The sequence below is a fragment of the Thiobacillus sp. genome (assembly GCF_013693775.1).
Taxonomy (GTDB): domain Bacteria; phylum Pseudomonadota; class Gammaproteobacteria; order Burkholderiales; family Thiobacillaceae; genus Thiobacillus.
Window position 1 is genome coordinate 1,201,645 of the sequence record NZ_CP059257.1, and the last position, 18,674, is coordinate 1,220,318.

An 18,674-nucleotide genomic window follows, 5' to 3' on the forward strand; every position below is an offset into this window, starting at 1 on the left:
CTGTAAATCCCCAAAACAAACCGGTTTCGCGCGATGGATTGCCGGGGCATGCAAAAATATGCGCAGGCGGAGCCCGCCATCGCCCCGCCTGCCTATCTGCTATAGCCGTATCGATCGGTTTTGCAAAGCCGGGAAGCCATGCAAAACCGCGCCCAACCGACGCTACGATACTCCACGCATCCCTTTGAACGCACAACGATGAAAGAACTGATCAACTGGTTGCCNCCCGAACTGGCCTCGTTGCCGCGCTACGTCGTGGCTCTGGCAATCGGCCTCCTGATGGGCCTGGAGCGCGAACGTAATCCGGCGGCCAAGGCAGGCCTGCGCACNCTTGCCCTGACGGCGCTGCTCGGGGTGCTGGCGGCACATCTCGCAACGACCCTGGGTGAATTATGGCTGATCGCGGTGGGGCTGTTCCTGGTCGGCGCAATGATGATCGCGGCCTATCTACATGCGGCGCAGCAGGAAAGCGATCCCGGCACGACGACGGTGGCGGCGTTGATGCTGTGCTACGGCCTTGGCGTGATGGTGTGGCACGACGAAATCCAGCTGGCGGTCATGCTGGGCATCGTCGCGACCATGCTGTTGTATTTCAAGCCCGAACTGCGCGGCTGGAGCCAGCGCATGAGCCGCCACGACCTGCTGTCGGTCCTGCAGTTCGCGGTGCTGGCGCTGATCATCCTGCCGCTGGTGCCGAACCGGAATTACGGTCCCTACGGCGCGCTCAACCCCTATCAGATCTGGTGGATGGTGGTGCTGATCGCCGGCGTGGGCCTGGCGGGCTATGCCGCGCTGCGTCTGGTCGGCCAGGAACGGGGCGCGGTGATGCTGGGTCTGCTGGGCGGGCTGGTGTCGTCCACCGCGACGACCCTGGCCTTCAGCCGCCACGCCCGCACCAACCGGGACATGATGCCGATCGCCGTGATCGTCATCGTGCTCGCCAACCTCGTGGTCGAGGTGCGGCTGGGCGTGCTGGCCGCGGTGCTGGCGCCCGGCGTGCTGCCGCAACTCCTGCCGGTGCTGGTCGGCGGCCTGGCCATCGGCGGCCTCGGCGCAATCTACGGNGTGCGGCTGCTGCGGCCGCAGGGCGAAATGCCGGCGCTGGCGATGGCCAACCCCACCGAATTGCGCACGGCGCTAGGCTTCGGTCTGATGTATGCGATCGTCCTGCTGGCGGCGGCCTGGCTGTCGGACTGGCTGGGAACGCGCGGACTGTATGCAGTGGCGCTGGTATCGGGGCTGACCGACGTGGACGCCATCACGCTGTCCAGCTTGCGCCTGTATGACCTGGACAAGCTGCCCGTTGCCGTCGTAGTCAACGTCGTCACGCTCGCCACGCTGGCCAACCTGGCCTTCAAGTCGCTGCTCACCCTGGTCATCGGCGGCTGGCAGATGGCACGCCATGCGGTGGCGGGCATGGGCGCGATCGGCCTGGGACTGGTGGTCGCGTGGGCTATAATGCGCGGCTTTTCCGCCTAATCCCGAGCACAATCATGGAAGCTGAAAGCCTCAATCAGATCGAAGCCAAACTCGCCGACCTGGGCGAGCGCGCCACCCAACTCAGGNGGTTTCTTTGACTACGATCACAAGAAAGATCGCCTAGAAGAAGTCGTCCGCCTGTCCGAAGCGCCGGACTTCTGGAACGACGCCGCCCGCGCCCAGGAACTGGGGCGTGAACGCAAGTCGCTGGAAGACGTGGTGCAGGTGCTAGACCATGTGGCGTCGGGCCTGAAGGATGCTGCCGAGCTGTTCGAGATGGCGCGCGAGGAAAACGACGACGACACGCTCGCCGCCGTGCAGTCGGACATCGCCGGCATCGAGAAAGACGTCTCCACGCTGGAATTCCGCCGCATGTTCAACAACCCGGCCGACCCCAGCAACTGCTTCGTCGACATCCAGGCCGGCGCCGGCGGCACCGAGGCCTGCGACTGGGCGTCGATGCTGCTGCGGCAGTACCTGAAATACGCCGAACGCAAGGGCTTCAAGGCCGAGCTGCTGGAAGAATCCGAAGGCGACGTCGCCGGCATCAAGTCCGCCAGCATCAAGATCGAAGGCGAATACGCCTACGGCACCCTGCGCACCGAAACCGGCGTCCACCGCCTGGTGCGCAAATCGCCGTTCGATTCGTCCGGCGGCCGCCACACCTCGTTCGCCAGCGTGTTCGTCTACCCGGAGGTCGACGATTCGATCGAGGTCGACATCAACCCCGCCGACCTGCGCATCGACACCTACCGCGCATCCGGCGCCGGCGGCCAGCACATCAACAAGACCGACTCCGCGGTGCGCATCACTCACCTGCCGACCAACATCGTGGTGCAGTGCCAGAACGACCGCTCGCAGCACAAGAACCGCGCCGAGGCGATGTCGATGCTGAAGTCCAAGCTCTACGAAGCCGAACTGCGCAAGCGCCAGGCCGAGCAGGACAAGCTCGAGGCCGGCAAGTCGGACGTGGGCTGGGGCCACCAGATCCGCAGCTACGTGCTCGACAACTCGCGCATCAAGGACCTGCGCACCAACGTCGAAGTCTCCGCCACACAGAAGGTGCTCGACGGCGATCTGGACGTGTTCATCGAAGCGAGCCTGAAACAGGGCGTGTGATGCAGGCCTCGGGCGACGATGCGAGCCTGGCGGAATTTCTCGCCCCCGGCCTGATTGCGGAAGACATCCCGCCGCTGTTTCCGCTGCTCGCCGCGCGCCCATTGATCGGCGCGCTGATCGCGCTGTTCCGCGGCGGCGACGAAGAAGTCCTGATCCGTCTGATGGTGCTGCGCGAAGTCGGCCTGCGCGCCGACGCGCCGGAATGGACGCCGCGTGAACTCGAATCGCATTTCGCCTACCTCTCGCAAACCAAGCTCAACACCGTGCTGGCGCGGCTGCGCGAACACGCCTTGCTGCTGTGGGACAGCGAGCGCCGGGTGTACCAGCTTTCGACCGAAGGCCGCATGGTGCTCTCGGCGCTATCGAACCTGCTCGCGTTCAACCTGGAGACGGACGGCGAACTGGGCTTTCTGGCGGCGCAGGTCGCGGCGGGCGCGGCGGTCGGCAAGCTCGCCCCGGAGGCCTTATCCCACCTTTTGGCACGGCTCGGCGAGCTGGAAGAGGAATTTGCCCAGGCGGTCGCTTCGGGCTCCGAGTTCAGATTGCGCGCCGCGCAATCCAAACTGGCCTCGGTGCAGCAATGGCTTGATCGCGCCAACGCAGTGATGAAAAACCTGGCCGACGCCGGCCTCGACGACGACAGTTGGCGGCTCGCGCAAAGTATTGGCCAGCGCCAGTCACGGCTGCTGCGCATGGCCTCGGTGTTCCAGCGCGAATTGGCGGCGATTGCGCGCCAACAGGTGCATCTGTCGCAGGGTGGCTTGTCCACGTCCGAACTCGCCGCATGGCTGAAAAACCAATCGCTCGACCAACTCGCCGCTTTTGCCGAGAAATGTCTAGCAACCACGCCGGAATGCTGCTTCGTGCTGCCCGACGTGATGCTCGACAACACCGAGGAATTCATCGCGCGCGAGCAACCCAATCGCAAAACCTCGGCCATGCCTGCGCCCGCCGAAATCGAATACACCCGCGACATTCCGCTGGAACCGCCGCGTGAGCTCGTCGAACTCACCCGCATGCTCGCCGCTCTGAACGCCTCGATCAGCGTCGCCGAAACCGTCGTCGGCGGCAGCTTCGGCTCAGCTTCCTATCGCCTCTCGCTGCTCGCCTTGATCGGTGAAACCAACATCGGCCCTGAACTCTCGCCACTGGCCGACCTGCCGCTGACGCTGCAATGGGGCGATGACTTGCAAGCGGTCGGCCGCGGCGAAGTCGCCCGGATCAGCGCAGGCCGCATCCTGCCGCAGGAAAACAACGATAAGTCTCCAGCATGAACACTGATCTCGCCGCCCATCTGATAGCCCGCCTGCTCGCGCTTCGCTATTTGCCGCGCGACGATGCCGACGTGCGCCGCCTGCTGATCGATGCCAGCTTCCGCGACGAAGTCGAAACGCGGCTCGCTGCCAGCGGCCTGCGCCTGCTGGCCCAGCCTTTGCCGCGCATATTTCGGTTGCGCTGGCCCGCGAACAGGAAGCCGCCGTGTTCGAGCAACACGATGCCTGGCAAGCATCGAATATCGGCCTGCCCAAGGATGCGGTCGCGCTGCTGGTCATCCTGTGGGCGCTCATTATCCTGCCCAAGCGAGAACGCCAGCTGGCCGGCGAATCGACGCAAGCCCACACGCAGAACGAGTTGTTCGAAATCGTGAAACTCACCCCCTCCGCCCACGACGCGTCGCGTGGCATTCCGGAAAACGTGTTGCTGGAAGACTATGGCAAGCTGCTTGGCGGGAAGGCACGCCTACAGCAGTTCGCACTGCCGCAACTGTCGCGACTGGGCTTTATCGAGCGCCGCAACAAGATCATCTTTGAGGGTCCGCTGCTCGACCTTGCGTTCGACTACGCCGAGTTCGCTCCGCGCATCCTCGAAGGCGCGCTGTCCGACCTGCTCAAGCAACGCGGCGTATTGGAAGAACGCGAACCAAACCTCGAGGATGATGCCTGATGTTCCGTCTGCTCGAACTCGAAACCGTCCACTGGGACTTCTGGCGCAGTTTCCGCCTACCGCTCGACGCCTCCATCGTCACCATCTCCGGCCCAAACGGCTCGGGCAAAACCACGCTGCTCGACGCGCTGCGCACCCTGTTGGCGCTCGACTGCTCGAAAAAGCGCGATTACAAACGCTACGTACGGCGCAACGGCGAGGATTTCTGCTGGCTACGCAGCGTGATCGACAATCAGCGCATGCCGGGGTCCAGCCGCCGCCCATTTGGCCTGCCCTACACCAGCGACCGCATCACGCTGGCCTGCCGCATCGACAAGAAAGGCGGCGACTGGACGCGCAAATACTGGATCGCCGACGGCGAAGTCGCGCTGGCCGACCTTGAAAAACAGGGTGAGGAATTCGGCGTGCGCGACTACCAGCGCGTCCTGCATTCCGCCGGTCTGTCGCCCGCCATCGCCCGCGTGCTCTCGCTCGAACAGGGACAAACCGACAAGCTGTGCGAACTCTCGCCTCGGGAATTGCTGGATCTGGTGTTCCAGGTGTTCGGCGACAAGGACGTGCTCGACCGCTACCTGGAAGCACGCCACCACCAGGAACACACCGCACGCGAACTAGACGCCGGCCAGAACCAGCTCGAAGCGCTCGGCAACAATCTTGAAAAACACGAACAGAAGGTGAATCGCTATCGCGAGTGGCAGCGCCTCAACCAGGAACGCGTCGAACTCGTCAGCGAAATCCGCCCGCGTCTGGAGCACTGTCTGTTGCAACGCGAAGCCGAGAACGCCGCACGCACGCTGCTGACACAACGCCGAGAATGGCGCGCAAAGCAGGTCGAACTGCGCCAGCGCCAGCTCGATCTGGAGATGCAAAAGACAGCGCTCGATCAGGCGCTGCTGAGAAAGCAAGCCGCGACCGAAAACGAGCGCGCGCAGAACGACGCCTTGTACGCGATCAACCGCGAACTTGGCGGCGCTGAAGTCATCGTCAAACAGCAAAAACGGTTAGAAGAACAGGTTCAGGCAGCCGGCGGCGAAGTCGCCGACGCGCGAGAAATCGAGCGTTTGGAAAGCCAGCGCTCGGGCCTGCGGCTTAGAATCGAAAAGCTCGAACAACGCCAGGCCCAACTCAGTGAAATGCTGGAGAACCTCGCCGCCGGCCGCCGCACTGATCCCGCGCACGTCACGGCGTTCCGTCAGGCGCTGACCTCCGCCAACATCGCCCACCACCTGCTCATCGACGTAGTCGAGATCGCCGACCCGGGCTGGCAGGCGGCGGTCGAGGCCGTGCTCGCTCCTTCCGCGCACATCGTCCTGCTCGAACACGAGCGCGACGCCGAGCGTGCCATGGCCATCGGCGAAAAGCTCAAGTACCGCTCGTTCATCGTGCCCGAGTGCGTCGCGCCCGGCCTCGCGCCCCAGGGTTCGCTGCTTGAGGTCGTGCGCTTCACCAGCCGCGTGCCCGAATGGCTCTTGCGCACGCTGGAACGCACGCGTCGCGTCGACGACGTGGCAGCAGGCGCAAAGCTGCCGCGCGGAGAAGACTGGATCACCCGTTCCGGCTATCTGCGCGAACGTCGCGGCAGCCGCCACGCCGCGCCCGAACAGGCCGTGTTCGGGCGCGCCGCGCTGGATGCATTGAGTGAAGAACGCACCGCGCTCAACAAGCAGCTTGCCCCGCTCAAGGCGCAGCAGGCCGATCTCGCCGAGAAAATCCGCACCCTGCAAGCCTGCGTCTCGGGCGACGCCGCAGCCGGCGAACTTGCCCGACGCGCCGCCGAATTCGCCGAAGTGCGTACCGCTTACGAAGCGCTGGTCGCCCGTCGCCGCGAAAACGGCGTCTACGACGCGCAACAGGAACGCGAAGCCGCCGATGAAGCCGTCGCTGCCGCGCGCGCGGCCTTGAGCGGGCTCGAAGCCAACCTCGCCCGCCTCGCCCGCGAAATCGCCGAACGCGAAAACCGCAGCGGACGCGACGAACAAATCCGCCGCTGCTTGCAATTGCGGCGCGACCGCCGCCAGATGCCCGCCGCCTGGCGCGACGCCGCAGCCAACCAGCAGCTGGTGGAAAAATGGCGCGATGCCACCAACATCGACCGCCGCCTGGCCGAAATCGACACCAAGTTCGCCGACGAAAGCTGGGAAACCGACGACAGCGTCGTCGCCCTGCGCGACAAGATCGCTGCCAACTACCAGCAGATGGAAGCCGACCTCGCCACCCGCCGCCACGACAACGCACTCGCCAGCGAACAGACTCAGGCCGCGCGCGAAAACTACATCGCCGTGCTGCGCCACACCGTCGGCCGCTACGCCAAAAACCTCAAGACGTTGGGCGAAGTTGCCGGCATCAAGGTCGAGCACGAACCCGTCGCACTTGGCAACGACGACATGACGCTGGCGCAGGCCGGGCTAGCGGTGCGCTTCGACTTCGACGCCAAGGGCTTCATGGGCATGAACGACGGCGACGCCTCCGGCGGCCAGCAAGTGATGAAGTCGCTGATCCTGCTGGTGGCGCTGATGATGGAAGAATCGCGCCCTGGTGGCTTCGTTTTCATCGACGAGCCCTTTGCGCATCTGGATATCGTCAACATCGAGCGCGTATCGGGTTTCTTGAAAGCGACGAAAGCGCAATATCTGCTCACCACTCCGGTGACGCACAACGTCAACATCTACGACCCGGCCACGCTGACGCTGGTGACCTTCAAGAAACGTCCGGGCGAGGCTTGGGCACCTGGCGTAAAAGTGCTGATGCGCGATACCTCGGCGGTGCATTGACCATGCTGCGCGTCACACCACAGAGTAAAACCCGGCGGTTGCGCGTATCCGAGCAACCACCGCGCGGACTCGACAGCCTGCCCCACGACTGGCGGCAATTGCTCAAACGCTGGGTCAAACGCGGCGGCGACAGCCGCTGGGAAACGCTCAAGGGCGACGCTGGCGTGGGACAACAGAATCTGGCGCAGGCGCTGCTCGACTGGTTACTCGATAACGGCTGGATTCAGCTCGACGAAAAATTCGAGCGCGCAGAATGGTGGCCCTATCGAGTGGAATTCCGCGATCCCGCGCCGTTGCGTGCTGCCCTCGGTATCGTCAATGCGGATGCCGCCGCGGCGCAATGGCATGCGCTGCGTTCAACGTTGCCACCCGACACGCTTCTACTCGACGCGCTCGACACCTTGCCGCCCAAAACCGCACTTGCACGTACCGATCTCGCTGCGGCATTAGCGCGCTGGAAGTACGAGCAGCGCAGCGGCACACAGCGCGACTTTGCCTTGTTCGCACGCGGAACTACCAAGGCCGTTACCACGGCAGATTGGGCGTGGCTCGACGAGGTTGCCGATCTTGTCGAAGCGGGTATCGAGCGTCACACGCCTCTGCTGCTGATTGCTGCACCGGTTGAGCTTCGTCTCCCGGACGCCGTGCTGAACCTCGCCGCCTGCGCCGATTTCTGTGCCCTGACTCCGGCGACTCTGACTGCGGCCCACTCCGCGAACGGCACACCGGAACGGTGGCATTTGGTGGAAAACCGTACCAGTTTCGAACGCGTCGCCCGCACCCACGAAGCCAATACAGGCATTATCTGGCTGCCTGGCTTCCCGCCAGGCTGGTGGCGCGAAGCTGTGGCGCGTTTGCTCAAACTGGTACCCGCGCCCGCTGCCATCGCCTGCGACCCCGATCCAGCCGGTGTCGCCATCGCCTTACAGGCCGGTTCGTTGTGGCAAGCAGCCGGCCTCGACTGGCAGCCCTGGCACATGGACATCGCCACCCTGCAAGCTCTACCCAGTCACGGTGTCCTCAACGCATGGGACAGCGCACGTATTGCACAACTGAGGCAAACGCCAGCATTACCAGCAAAACTAGTCGAACTGCTCGATTACATGCAACAACACAACATCAAAGGCGAGCAGGAGGGTGCCCTGTAACATCCCGATGTCATCGTTTTCAAGCTCTGCCACTGTTGGAGACCCCATGCGTACCGACACCCCCGTCACGCTGTTTCTCAAGGACTACGCCCCGCCCGCCTGGCTGATCGACACGGTCGATCTGCACGTGGGCATTTTCGAGGGCCATGCCGAGGTCCGCGCGCGGCTCGCCTGCCGCCGCAATCCGGCTACGCCGGCCGGCCCGCTGGTGCTGGACGGCGAAGCACTCGAACTGCTGAGCGTGTCGCTCGACGGCGCCGCACTCGACCCGGCGCGCACCCGCTACGCCGACGCGCGCCTGCACATCGCCGGCCCGCTGCCGGACACCTTCGTGCTGGAAACCGTCGTCCGCATCGACCCCGACCACAACACCCAGCTGTCCGGCCTGTACCGTTCCCGGGACGGCTACTTTACCCAGTGCGAGGCCGAGGGATTCCGCCGCATCACCTTCTACCCCGACCGGCCGGACGTGATGGCCGTGTTCACCTGCACCGTGGAAGCCCCACGCGAGCAGTTCCCGGTGCTGCTCGCCAACGGCAATCCGGTTGCCGCAGGCAACAGCGACGACCCCGCGCGCCACTGGGTACGCTGGGAGGACCCCTTNCCCAAGCCGGCGTACCTGTTCGCGCTGGTCGCCGCCAGGCTCGATGTGCTGGGAGACACGTTCACCACCGCATCGGGCCGCCCGGTCAGGCTCGAAATCTTTGTCGAACCCGGCAAGCTCGACCAGTGCGGCCATGCGATGGCCGCACTGAANAAAGCCATACGCTGGGACGAAACGCGCTTCGGCCTGGAGTACGACCTCGACCGCTACATGATCGTGGCGGTGGGCGACTTCAACATGGGGGCCATGGAGAACAAGGGCCTCAACATCTTCAACACCAAGTACGTGCTGGCCCGGCCCGACACCGCCACCGATGCCGACTACCAGGGCATCGACCGCGTCGTCGCGCACGAGTATTTCCACAACTGGACCGGCAACCGCGTCACCTGCCGCGACTGGTTCCAGCTGTCGCTGAAGGAAGGCCTCACCGTCTTCCGCGACCAGGAATTCGGCGCCGATGTGCACTCGCGCGCCGTCACCCGCATCCAGGAAGTACGCGCCCTGCGCGCCGCTCAGTTCCCCGAGGACGCCGGCCCGATGGCGCACCCGATCCGGCCCGCCTCCTATGCCGAGATCAACAACTTCTACACCGCCACCGTCTACAACAAGGGCGCGGAAGTCATCCGCATGATCCACACCCTACTTGGAGAAGACGGCTTCCAGCGCGGCATGAAGTTGTATTTCGAACGCCACGACGGCCAGGCCGTCACCTGCGAGGATTTCGTCGCCGCCATGGCTGACGCGAGCCAAGTCGACCTCGCACAGTTCCGCCGCTGGTATGCGCGCGCCGGCACGCCGGTTCTCAAAGCAAGCGGCGTTTACGACGCAATGGCGCAGACCTACACGCTCACGCTGACGCAGACCCTGGCGTCCACCGCCTACGAAAAACGGCTGCTCGATGCCGGCCAGGCCGTGGACGACGGTGCCCTGCACCTTCCCGTCGCCGTCGGCCTCGTGCTGCCAGACGGCCGCGACGCCACGCTGCAACTCGCCGGTGAAAATGAGGCCAGCGGCACCACGCGCGTGCTCTCGCTCACCGAGCCCACGCAAAACTTCGTCTTCGAGCGCGTGCCTGCCGCGCCGGTAGTGTCGTTGCTGCGCAATTTTTCCGCGCCGGTGCGGCTGGACTTCGAGCAGAGCGACTTAGAGCTCGCCCACCTGATGGCGCACGACGCCGACGCCTTCAACCGCTGGGAAGCCGGCCAGCGCCTCGCCACGCGCGTGCTGCTGGCGGGCATTGCACAAGGCGGTGCGGGCGACGCCTGGATTCCCTCCACGTTCGTCCACGCCTGCGCGCGCGTGCTGGCCGACGGCCTGGCAGGCGATGCCGCGCTGGCTGCCGAGGCCCTGGCGCTGCCGTCCGAAACCGTGCTCGCCGACACCGTCGCCGCCGCCGGCGGTGTCATCGATCCCGACGCCATCTTTGCCGCGCGCCTCGCGCTGCGCCGCTCGCTTGCCACCGCCCTGCGCGACCGGTTCGAAGCCGCCTGGCAGGCGCTTGCCCCCACGGGCGACTATGCGCCCGACGGCGCGCAGGCCGGCCGCCGCGCTTTACGCAACACCTGTCTGGCTTATCTCGCCGACGCCGCGTCCGCGGAGGTCGTGCCGCGCCTCGTTGCACAGGTCCAGACCGGCGGCAACATGACCGACGTCGCCGCCGCGCTGGCCACCCTGGCCCAGCTCGACGTGCCCGAACGCGCACCTGCGCTCGCTGCCTTCTACGACGCGTGGCACGACGAAGCCCTGGTCGTCGACAAATGGCTGTCCATCCAGGCCACCGCACGCACCACCAGCGCCGCCACCGTGCGCGAACTCATGCGCCACCCGGCGTTCGATCTCAAGAATCCCAACCGCGTCTACGCCCTCATCCGCGGCTTCTGCGGCGCCAACCCGCGCGCCTTCCACGCCGCCGATGGCGCAGGCTACGCGCTCGCCGCCGATGTCATCGCCGACCTGCAAGCCATGAACCCGCAGGTCGCCTCCCGCATCGCGCGCAGCTTCGACCGCTGGCGGCAGTTCGACGCCAGCCGACAGGTCCATGCGCGCGCCGCGCTGGAGCGTATCGCGGCGGTCGAGGGGCTGGCGAAAGATGTGGCGGAAGTGGTGGGGAACGCGTTGAAGGCTTGATCGTCGGCCGCACTGGTGCTTGTTGGCTGAAGTTTTGCTGGGCTGCCGTCGCCCGTAGCGGCCAGTCAGAGAAGAAGTCGCTACGGCTGGTATTCGGCCGCTGCCGGCGGGTTCCGAGCCAACTCCGCCCGCTATGCGATCTTGAACAGCCACTGATCAGGACTCACGCCGGACGGCTGCTTTCCAATCCGGTGAACCCCACTCTCGACCAGAAGGAGACCTTGGCTTGGATCTTCTGAATCGTGGCCATACTGAAAAACTGCGTTTGAGTCGCCAGCCCGAGTGTAGGTGGTCAGAAGGGGTCTATGTACCGCGCTGTTACACTTTCAGGATTTTATGGGACCGCCGTTAGGGTGGGTGAGTTACATGCCATCGAGGGGGCCTGCTGTGTCTTCGATTTGCAGCATTGCCATCGCGGGAATCAAGGCCGGTGTGGCGAAAGAAACCGTTATTAAATAACTTGCTGATCTGTTAAAAGTTTCTGAGTAAAAGCTTGTCTCCATGCTCAATTCGCATACATTCGTCGTGAAGAACGGATCTTGCAAAAGCAGCGAAGTATGAAACGGCTCTGCAGAACACAGGAAGAAGCATCGTCGGGCCAGGGAATCCCGCAGAATATCTGGACTTCGACATTACAGAAACGCGCCAACCACGAATAAGTCTGGCGAGACGGTAACCTCGTCAGCCGCAACAAAAATAAGGGGTAAGTTATGTTGTTAAAGCGTATTGAGCGTGACATTAAATCCATAAGTAAAACCAATCTACTTAAGCTTGCTGTTTTACTTGGCACCTTGCATATAGGACAAGTATTTGCATTATGTAATGGTGGTGTTACCGTCACCTCTGCCCTGGATATTGCAGCAAGTTGTGATGGAGGAAATGTAAAAGGTTTAACGCTTGATACTGGCGCTGCCGTAGATATTAACTCTGGAGTCACTGTATCAAACGACGCACCTTTTGGTGTGAATGGTAGAGCGGTGGTTGTTTTAAACACTGCAACATCGGCCTCCTTGATCAATCACGGGTCAATCTATACATACAATCAATGGGGATTGTGGACCCAAGCCGGAGGCAATGTTGATGTTGTCAACTTTGGGCAAATTGATGCAACAGTTAGGTACGGAATTTCCAATCAAGGGACAATTACCTCGTTAACCAACGTGGGAACGATTACCGGCGGCTTTGGAAGTATTGGGAATAGTGCTGGAACTTCGAGTTATGGTCATTTCTGGTGTACGGGAAGGTAGAAAGGATGGCGTATCCTGTTGATTGATCACGCCAGATCAACAACCAACAGAAGGTGATACGCCATGGCCAAGTCTACCCTGAAGACTCTTCCACAACCAGAAAAAGACGTTATTGATCCGCTGACCGAGCTGCTGCGGACTGGGGCACGGGAGCTGATCGCACAGGCCGTCGAGGCCGAGCTTCAGGCGCTTCTGGATCAGCATGCCGAGCACCGGCTCCCGGATGGCCGTCAGGCCGTCGTGCGCAATGGCTATTTGCCTGAGCGTACTGTCCAGACCGGCATCGGCAATGTCGACATCAAGGTGCCGAAAGTACGGGATCGGAGTGGTTCCGGGGTTCGCTTCAACAGCACCTTGCTGCCGCCGTACCTGAAGCGAGCCCGGAGTGTGGAGGAAGTGCTTCCCTGGCTGTACCTGAAGGGTGTGAGCACCGGCGATTACCAAGAGGCACTGGCCGCGTTGCTGGGTGATCAGGCCAGGGGCTTGTCGGCCAACACCATCAGTCGCTTGAAGCAGCACTGGATCGATGAGCACCGGGAGTGGTGTCAGCGAGATTTGAGCCAAAGCCGCTACGTGTACTGGTGGGCCGACGGCGTATACAGCAACGTGCGCATGGATGACCGCCTCTGCCTGCTGGTGATCATCGGCGTGACGGAGCATGGGCGCAAGGAGCTGGTTGCGGTTGAGGACGGCTACCGAGAGTCGGAGGCCAGCTGGTCAGAACTGCTGTCGGGACTGCGGGCCCGGGGCCTGACGACCAGCCCGAAGCTGGCCATCGGCGACGGCGCTTTGGGCTTCTGGAAAGCACTGGCCAAGTGCTATCCGGACACCCGCCATCAGCGCTGCTGGGTGCACAAGACGGCGAACATCCTGTCCGCGCTGCCAAAGTCGGTGCAACCGAAAGTCAAGGCGGCGCTGCATGAGATCTGGATGGCCGAGACGCGGGCTGACGCACACAAGGCCTTTGACCGGACTCTGGTTCGCTTCGAGTCGAAGTATCCCGGCGCCATGGAACGGCTGCGCAAGGATCGTGAGGAGCTGCTGGCCTTCTACGACTTCCCGGCAGAACACTGGATCCATATCCGGACGACCAATCCGATCGAATCGACGTTTTCGACGGTGCGCCTGAGAAGCAAGAGAGCGCGGAACTGCGGCTCCCGAGAGACCACGCTGGCGATGGTCTACAAGTTACTGGAAACCGCGCAGAAGCGCTGGAAACGGATCAAGGGATTTGATCTGCTGGCCCTCGTGGTCAACAACGTGAAGTTCAAGGACGGCGAGCAAGTACAGGATCAATCAGACAGGAACGCGGCTTGATGCCCATACACCAGATTTGACAATAACTCTGGAACTTCGATCGATGTTTTTAATAATTTACAAGGGCAAAGTGGAGCATCATCAAGCCCCGTAACGCTCGTTGGTAGTTTGCCGTTAAGTTATAATATTATTATTAACGACCCGGCTCATTATGGGCAATTGTCTGCCCCTGGTAGTGTTGGCGCAATGGCTTTTAATATTTATGGCAATGCGGGCACAACCTTGGTCCCTGGAGTCAATGCCTCGACGATAACTGCTAACCGCTATCTAAACGTATTAAAAGGCCTTAACTCCCTGTCTGGCGTGACTGGTGTAGCAGGTACATATAATGGCTACAACTATAGTTTGGTTGCGAATGGATTATTGGCTGATAGTTGGGATTTACTCGTATACCTGAGCGGCCCATCGGCAATTGATACACAAGCATCAATCCGTAAATCCGCACAAAGATTACGGGGTGTTTTCAATCATGCTGCCACTTCTACAAACTTTGCAAATATGAACACATACGACTGTAATCTGTTTGATAGTCAAGGCATGTGTTTATCGGGAGGTGGCCGCTACACCAATGGGGATAATCCAGACTCAAGCAGCACTAGCGCTGTAGTTGTTTTTGGCTACAAAGCCTCGGAAAATATCCGAATTGGCGGGTTCCTCGATGAAAATGTAAATAACAACATGCCTACAGGCATTAAAGTTTCAAACAAGACGCCAATGATGGGTGTATTTCTTGTGTGGAATCAGAATGCTGACGCTCTAGGTTATCAAGTCAAGCTGGCGAATGCTTATTTGGATAACGATATAAAAACTACTCGCGATGTGATTGGCACCTCTGAAGCAGGGGTTGGATCCACAAACCTGAATACGCAAAGCTATGTGGGTGAATTAAGTTATGCCTTCACTTATAGGGATAACACATTGCTGCGCCCTTATCTTGCGTTGCGTTACACCGCCATCAAACAAGATGGCTACACTGAGACGGGGGTTTCTTTCCCCTTGCGTTATGCCTCCTTAGCTGATCGTTCCACAACTGCACTGGTCGGATTAAAACTACACCATGCAATGACGCCCAGAATCACTTTGACGGGCAGTCTGGGTGTTGAGCACGACCTGGAACACAGAGTAGATGACTATTCTGCAACCTCGACTGGGATTAGTGGCTTAACTTCCGAGAACTTCAACGACAGCATTCAACGCACAAGAACGGTAGCTTCTGCAGGCGCCTATTATGCGGTGTCCAAAAACAACGTATTTCTGGTGATATTTACTACCAGCAACTGCCATTCCAAAGCACTGGCTCAACAACAGCTTACGTCAGCTATATGATTGGTTTCTAGTTTTTATCTTGATTGTACAGATCAAGTATTCACCTGACACCGGCTCCGAGCCGGTGTTGTTTTAGGCAGCCTCTGCCAAGCCTAACCCGGGCTGCTCGACGATGCCTTCCAGAAACATCCGGATAGGCGTGCTTCTTTCCATCATGCGGCCCTGGTGAGGCCGCACGTGGTTGTAGTGGTGCAGGTAACGATCCAGATCCTCCTGCATCTGTTCAACCGACTCGTACCAGGTCGTTCGGCCCGCCACCCGAAAGTGTTCGTCCAGCAGGGTGCGATGCAGGCGTTCGACGAAGCCGTTGCTCTGCGGCCGGCGCACCCGCGTGGTCCCCCTTCAACCTGAATTTGAATCGATGGCCGGTAGGTGGAACATAGCTGACTTAGCTTGCTCTGAATGCCAATGGCAGCAACGGCCGAAGACCCGCCTGTCACGCCTGGATAGTCAACCATCGCAACCTCTGTTGGACCCGTGTGAACCAGCCAAGGTGCCCGAACCCGTCCGCAATATCATTCACATACTCGACGCCTTCCAGGATGGCCAGTCGCGAAGTGGCCCGTCAGGGCATCCCGGACGTAGTGGCTCTCGTACGGCGAGCGGAGTGGCGGGCCAGGCCCGTCACTCCGCTCGCATCTGGTCAAGCCGTGCCTTGACCTCGCGCTTGCCCATCTTCCGGACGGTCGCGATGACGGCAAGCTGCTCGTTCCTTGGGCGCGACGTGCCGGCTTCCCAGTTGTAGATGGTTTGGGCGGAGACGCCCACCAGCGCCCCCATCTCCGGCGCGGACAGTCCGAGCCGCGTCCGCTGCGCACGCACACCTTGCGGTTTGAACCGCAGTTTCGTTTCGGATTCTCCGTCGGCGATAGGCGCGGCCTTCTTCGACACCATTTTTTCGAGGCGGGCTATCTGCTTCTCCAAGGCATCGATGCGCCGCTTCAAAGCGGCGATATCGGTGCGGTAGCGGCTCGATGCCTTCTTGAGGCTTTCGGTTTCGCCGCGCAACTGTCTGCGGACGAGTCGGGCGATTTCTTCCTTGAGCACAGATGCGATGTTCGACAATTTACGGTCCTCATAGCGTACGGGTAAAGGTAAATGGTACAGGGATCGGCTTCGTTCAACTGCGCTGATCGACGGCCATCGCCAAATTGGTCGCCCACGCCTCGGGCTTTGCCGCCGCCGCCAGCACTGGAGACAATGAGCGGCCAGTGTGGCGCAGCTTGCCGACTCCGGTACGAAGCTCGAGCTAAATGTCTACTTTCGACAACGGCAGGGGATGGCCATCGACTTTAAAGAAGGCGATCATGGGCCGCTCGTCGAGTGTCCGTTGAGTAGCGGAAAACGGTCCATCCGAATTCCAGCAAGAATGCACCTGGAAAGATGAGCAACCCATTTTCTTCCGTGTCGGATAAGACGCCGATATTCTAGTGAAAATCGGCCAGTTATTCTTGTCGCCCAACCACGCAGCCTGAAACCATGTCTGCCGCTCGGCACAGCCATCGCAACAATTTTACGTTTTCTTAACGCCTTCACCCTCAGTCTTAGCCGCATCTTTATTGGCAGGTCTCTATAGTCCATTGCATCGCCGTTCGCATTGCAAGGAGATGTCATGGACCTGTTCTACCTCGCAGGCATTGCCCTGTTCTTCGCTCTGATGGCGGCGCTCGCCGTCGGTTGCGCCAAGTTGGGAGGCGCCAAGTGAGCTGGCTGCTCATTGTCAGTGCCCTAGTCGCGATCGCACTGCTCATCTACCTGGTCGCCGCCCTGCTCAAACCTGAGGATTTTTCATGACTGACCATGCCTGGCTCCTGCTCGGAGCGTATCTGGTAATCCTGCTGCTGGTGGCCAAGCCGCTTGGCATCTACATCGCCAATGTGATGGAAGGCCGCGGCCTCGTCCTGCGCCTCGGCGGCCCCATCGAGTCCGTGCTGTATCGCCTCGGCGGCGTGAAGAAGGATGAGGAAATGGGCTGGCTGAAATATGCTCTCGCCATCCTGCTGTTCAACGCGCTCGGCGCGCTGGCGGTCTACGCCCTGCAAAGGCTGCAGCTCTGGTTGCCACTGAATCCCCAGGCGATGGCCAACGTCAGCCCGGATTCGTCGTTCAACACCGCCGTCAGCTTTGTCACCAACACCAACTGGCAGGGCTATGGCGGCGAATCGACCATGAGCTACCTGACCCAGATGCTCGGTCTGGCGGTGCAGAACTTCCTTTCCGCCGCCACCGGCATCGTCGTCGTCATCGCGCTGATTCGCGGTTTCGCCCGCCACACCGCCAAAACCATCGGCAACGCCTGGGTCGATCTCACCCGCATCACGCTCTATGTGCTGCTGCCGATTGCGCTGGTCTACGCCGTGTTCCTGGTCGGCCAGGGTGTCATCCAGAATTTCGATGCCTACAAGAACGTGACGACCGTAGAGGCCACCCGGTACGACGCGCCCAAACTCGATGCCACCGGCCAGCCGGTCAAGGACGACAAGGGCAACGCCGTCATCGAGTCCGTCTCGACCCAGACGCAGGCCCTGGCGATGGGCCCGGTCGCGTCGCAGGAAGCGATCAAGACGCTCGGCACCAACGGCGGCGGCTTCTTCAACGCCAACTCGGCGCATCCTTTTGAAAACCCGACGCCACTTAGCAACTTCATCGAGATGCTGTCGATCTTCCTGATCCCGGCGGCGTTGACCCTCACCTTCGGCCGCATGGTGGGCGACATGCGTCAGGGCTGGGCGGTGCTGGCCGCGATGACGCTGTTGTTCGTGGTTATGGCGGTTGCGGCGATGAGCTTCGAACATCAGGGCAACCCGCTGCTGGCCAGCCTGGGCGCCGACACATCGGTCGGCAACATGGAAGGCAAGGAGACACGCTTCGGCATCGCCGACTCGGGCCTGTTCGCCACCATCACCACGCTGGCCTCCTGCGGCGCGGTCAATGCCATGCACGACTCCTTCATGCCGCTGGGCGGCTTCGTTCCCCTGTGGAACATGATGCTCGGCGAAGTGGTGTTCGGCGGTGTCGGTACCGGGCTCTACGGCATGCTGGTGTTCGCCGTCATGGCGGTGTTCATCGCCGGCCTGATGATCGGCCGCACGCCGGAATACCTGGGCAAGAAGATCGAGGCCTACGAGATGAAGATGGTGTCCATCGCCATCCTGGTGACGCCGCTGCTGGTGCTGGCCGGTACGGCCATCGCCGTCATGGTCCCGGCCGGTGTCGCCGGCATCGCCAACCCCGGCGCGCATGGCTTCTCGGAAATCCTCTACGCCTTCACCTCGGCCGCCAACAATAACGGCAGTGCGTTTGCCGGGCTGTCGGCCAACACACCGTTCTACAACAGCATGCTCGGCATCGCCATGTGGNNTTCGGCCGCTTCGGCGTCATCGTGCCGGTGTTGGCCCTGGCCGGCGCGCTGGCCGCGAAGAAGCGCATCGCCGCCAGCGCCGGCAGCATGCCGACCCACGGCCCGCTCTTCGTCGTGCTGCTGATCGGCACCGTGGTGCTGGTTGGCGCCCTCAACTATGTTCCCGCGCTCGCGCTCGGGCCGGTGGTCGAGCAGCTGATGCTTGGGCTCGCTCACTGAGCCGAAGGAGAT

12 protein-coding genes and 2 pseudogenes are annotated in these 18,674 nt (G+C 61.7%); 12 read left to right on the plus strand and 2 right to left on the minus strand.

Going from position 1 to position 18,674, the window contains the following annotated elements:
- Window positions 1-198 precede the first annotated feature (198 nt).
- The 10 genes from HZY77_RS05970 to HZY77_RS06015 all read left to right on the plus strand — a co-directional run bounded on the left by HZY77_RS05970 (window position 199) and on the right by HZY77_RS06015 (window position 15,082).
- Window positions 199-1,479, plus strand: coding sequence for an MgtC/SapB family protein (locus HZY77_RS05970; RefSeq protein ID WP_296819734.1), 1,281 nt, complete (start codon window positions 199-201; stop codon window positions 1,477-1,479).
- 14 nt (window positions 1,480-1,493) lie between these two features.
- A protein-coding gene (gene prfB, locus HZY77_RS05975) for a peptide chain release factor 2 (RefSeq protein ID WP_363154415.1) occupies window positions 1,494-2,598 on the plus strand; the annotation gives its coding sequence in 2 pieces (ribosomal slippage) (window positions 1,494-1,565 and window positions 1,567-2,598; 1,104 coding nt in all).
- The gene (locus HZY77_RS05980; RefSeq protein WP_296819737.1) at window positions 2,598-3,872 is read left to right on the plus strand and encodes a hypothetical protein; all 1,275 of its coding nucleotides are present in this window, start codon (window positions 2,598-2,600) and stop codon (window positions 3,870-3,872) included. The genes prfB and HZY77_RS05980 overlap by 1 nt, the downstream gene beginning before the upstream one ends.
- A 205-nt stretch (window positions 3,873-4,077) precedes the next feature.
- A complete protein-coding gene (locus tag HZY77_RS05985; RefSeq protein WP_296819739.1) occupies window positions 4,078-4,542 on the plus strand; it encodes a hypothetical protein in 465 nt (154 codons plus the stop codon).
- Entirely contained in the window at window positions 4,542-7,313 is a 2,772-nt protein-coding gene (locus tag HZY77_RS05990; protein ID WP_296819741.1) for an ATP-binding protein, read from the plus strand. The genes HZY77_RS05985 and HZY77_RS05990 overlap by 1 nt, the downstream gene beginning before the upstream one ends.
- A gap of 2 nt (window positions 7,314-7,315) precedes the next feature.
- The gene (locus HZY77_RS05995; RefSeq protein WP_296819744.1) at window positions 7,316-8,461 is read left to right on the plus strand and encodes a hypothetical protein; all 1,146 of its coding nucleotides are present in this window, start codon (window positions 7,316-7,318) and stop codon (window positions 8,459-8,461) included.
- Between the two features lie 46 nt (window positions 8,462-8,507).
- Entirely contained in the window at window positions 8,508-11,192 is a 2,685-nt protein-coding gene (gene pepN / locus HZY77_RS06000) for an aminopeptidase N (protein ID WP_296819747.1), read from the plus strand.
- A gap of 710 nt (window positions 11,193-11,902) precedes the next feature.
- Window positions 11,903-12,439 carry a hypothetical protein gene (locus HZY77_RS06005; protein ID WP_296819748.1) on the plus strand — a complete coding sequence of 179 codons (537 nt, stop codon included), beginning with the start codon at window positions 11,903-11,905 and terminating at the stop codon, window positions 12,437-12,439.
- 63 nt (window positions 12,440-12,502) lie between these two features.
- Window positions 12,503-13,756, plus strand: coding sequence for an IS256-like element ISMaq7 family transposase (locus tag HZY77_RS06010; protein ID WP_296816209.1), 1,254 nt, complete (start codon window positions 12,503-12,505; stop codon window positions 13,754-13,756).
- A gap of 108 nt (window positions 13,757-13,864) precedes the next feature.
- Window positions 13,865-15,082 carry an autotransporter outer membrane beta-barrel domain-containing protein gene (locus HZY77_RS06015; RefSeq protein WP_296819750.1) on the plus strand — a complete coding sequence of 406 codons (1,218 nt, stop codon included), beginning with the start codon at window positions 13,865-13,867 and terminating at the stop codon, window positions 15,080-15,082.
- 72 nt (window positions 15,083-15,154) lie between these two features.
- Here HZY77_RS06015 and HZY77_RS06020 read toward each other — a convergent pair.
- Both HZY77_RS06020 and HZY77_RS06025 read right to left on the minus strand, forming a co-directional pair.
- A pseudogene (locus tag HZY77_RS06020) lies at window positions 15,155-15,418 on the minus strand (integrase core domain-containing protein); the annotation flags it as partial.
- A 288-nt stretch (window positions 15,419-15,706) separates the two neighbouring features.
- The gene (locus HZY77_RS06025) at window positions 15,707-16,147 is read right to left on the minus strand and encodes a helix-turn-helix domain-containing protein (RefSeq protein ID WP_296819753.1); all 441 of its coding nucleotides are present in this window, start codon (window positions 16,145-16,147) and stop codon (window positions 15,707-15,709) included.
- Window positions 16,148-16,783: 636 nt separating this feature from the next.
- Here HZY77_RS06025 and kdpF point away from each other — a divergent pair.
- Window positions 16,784-16,876 (plus strand): K(+)-transporting ATPase subunit F, encoded by a 93-nt coding sequence (gene kdpF / locus HZY77_RS06030; RefSeq protein ID WP_296819756.1) that lies wholly within the window; start codon window positions 16,784-16,786, stop codon window positions 16,874-16,876.
- Window positions 16,873-18,662, plus strand: a pseudogene (kdpA, locus tag HZY77_RS06035) (potassium-transporting ATPase subunit KdpA). The gene kdpF and the pseudogene kdpA overlap by 4 nt, the downstream one beginning before the upstream one ends.
- Window positions 18,663-18,674: the final 12 nt, after the last annotated feature.

Excerpts from the sequence above, each read along its gene's own strand:
- HZY77_RS06010 (WP_296816209.1), top strand. The coding sequence starts at position 12,503 with ATGGCCAAGTCTACCCTGAAGACTCTTCCACAACCAGAAAAAGACGTT.
- HZY77_RS05990 (WP_296819741.1), top strand. The coding sequence starts at position 4,542 with ATGTTCCGTCTGCTCGAACTCGAAACCGTCCACTGGGACTTCTGGCGC.
- HZY77_RS05980 (WP_296819737.1), top strand. The coding sequence starts at position 2,598 with ATGCAGGCCTCGGGCGACGATGCGAGCCTGGCGGAATTTCTCGCCCCC.
- HZY77_RS05995 (WP_296819744.1), top strand. The coding sequence starts at position 7,316 with ATGCTGCGCGTCACACCACAGAGTAAAACCCGGCGGTTGCGCGTATCC.
- HZY77_RS06005 (WP_296819748.1), top strand. The coding sequence starts at position 11,903 with ATGTTGTTAAAGCGTATTGAGCGTGACATTAAATCCATAAGTAAAACC.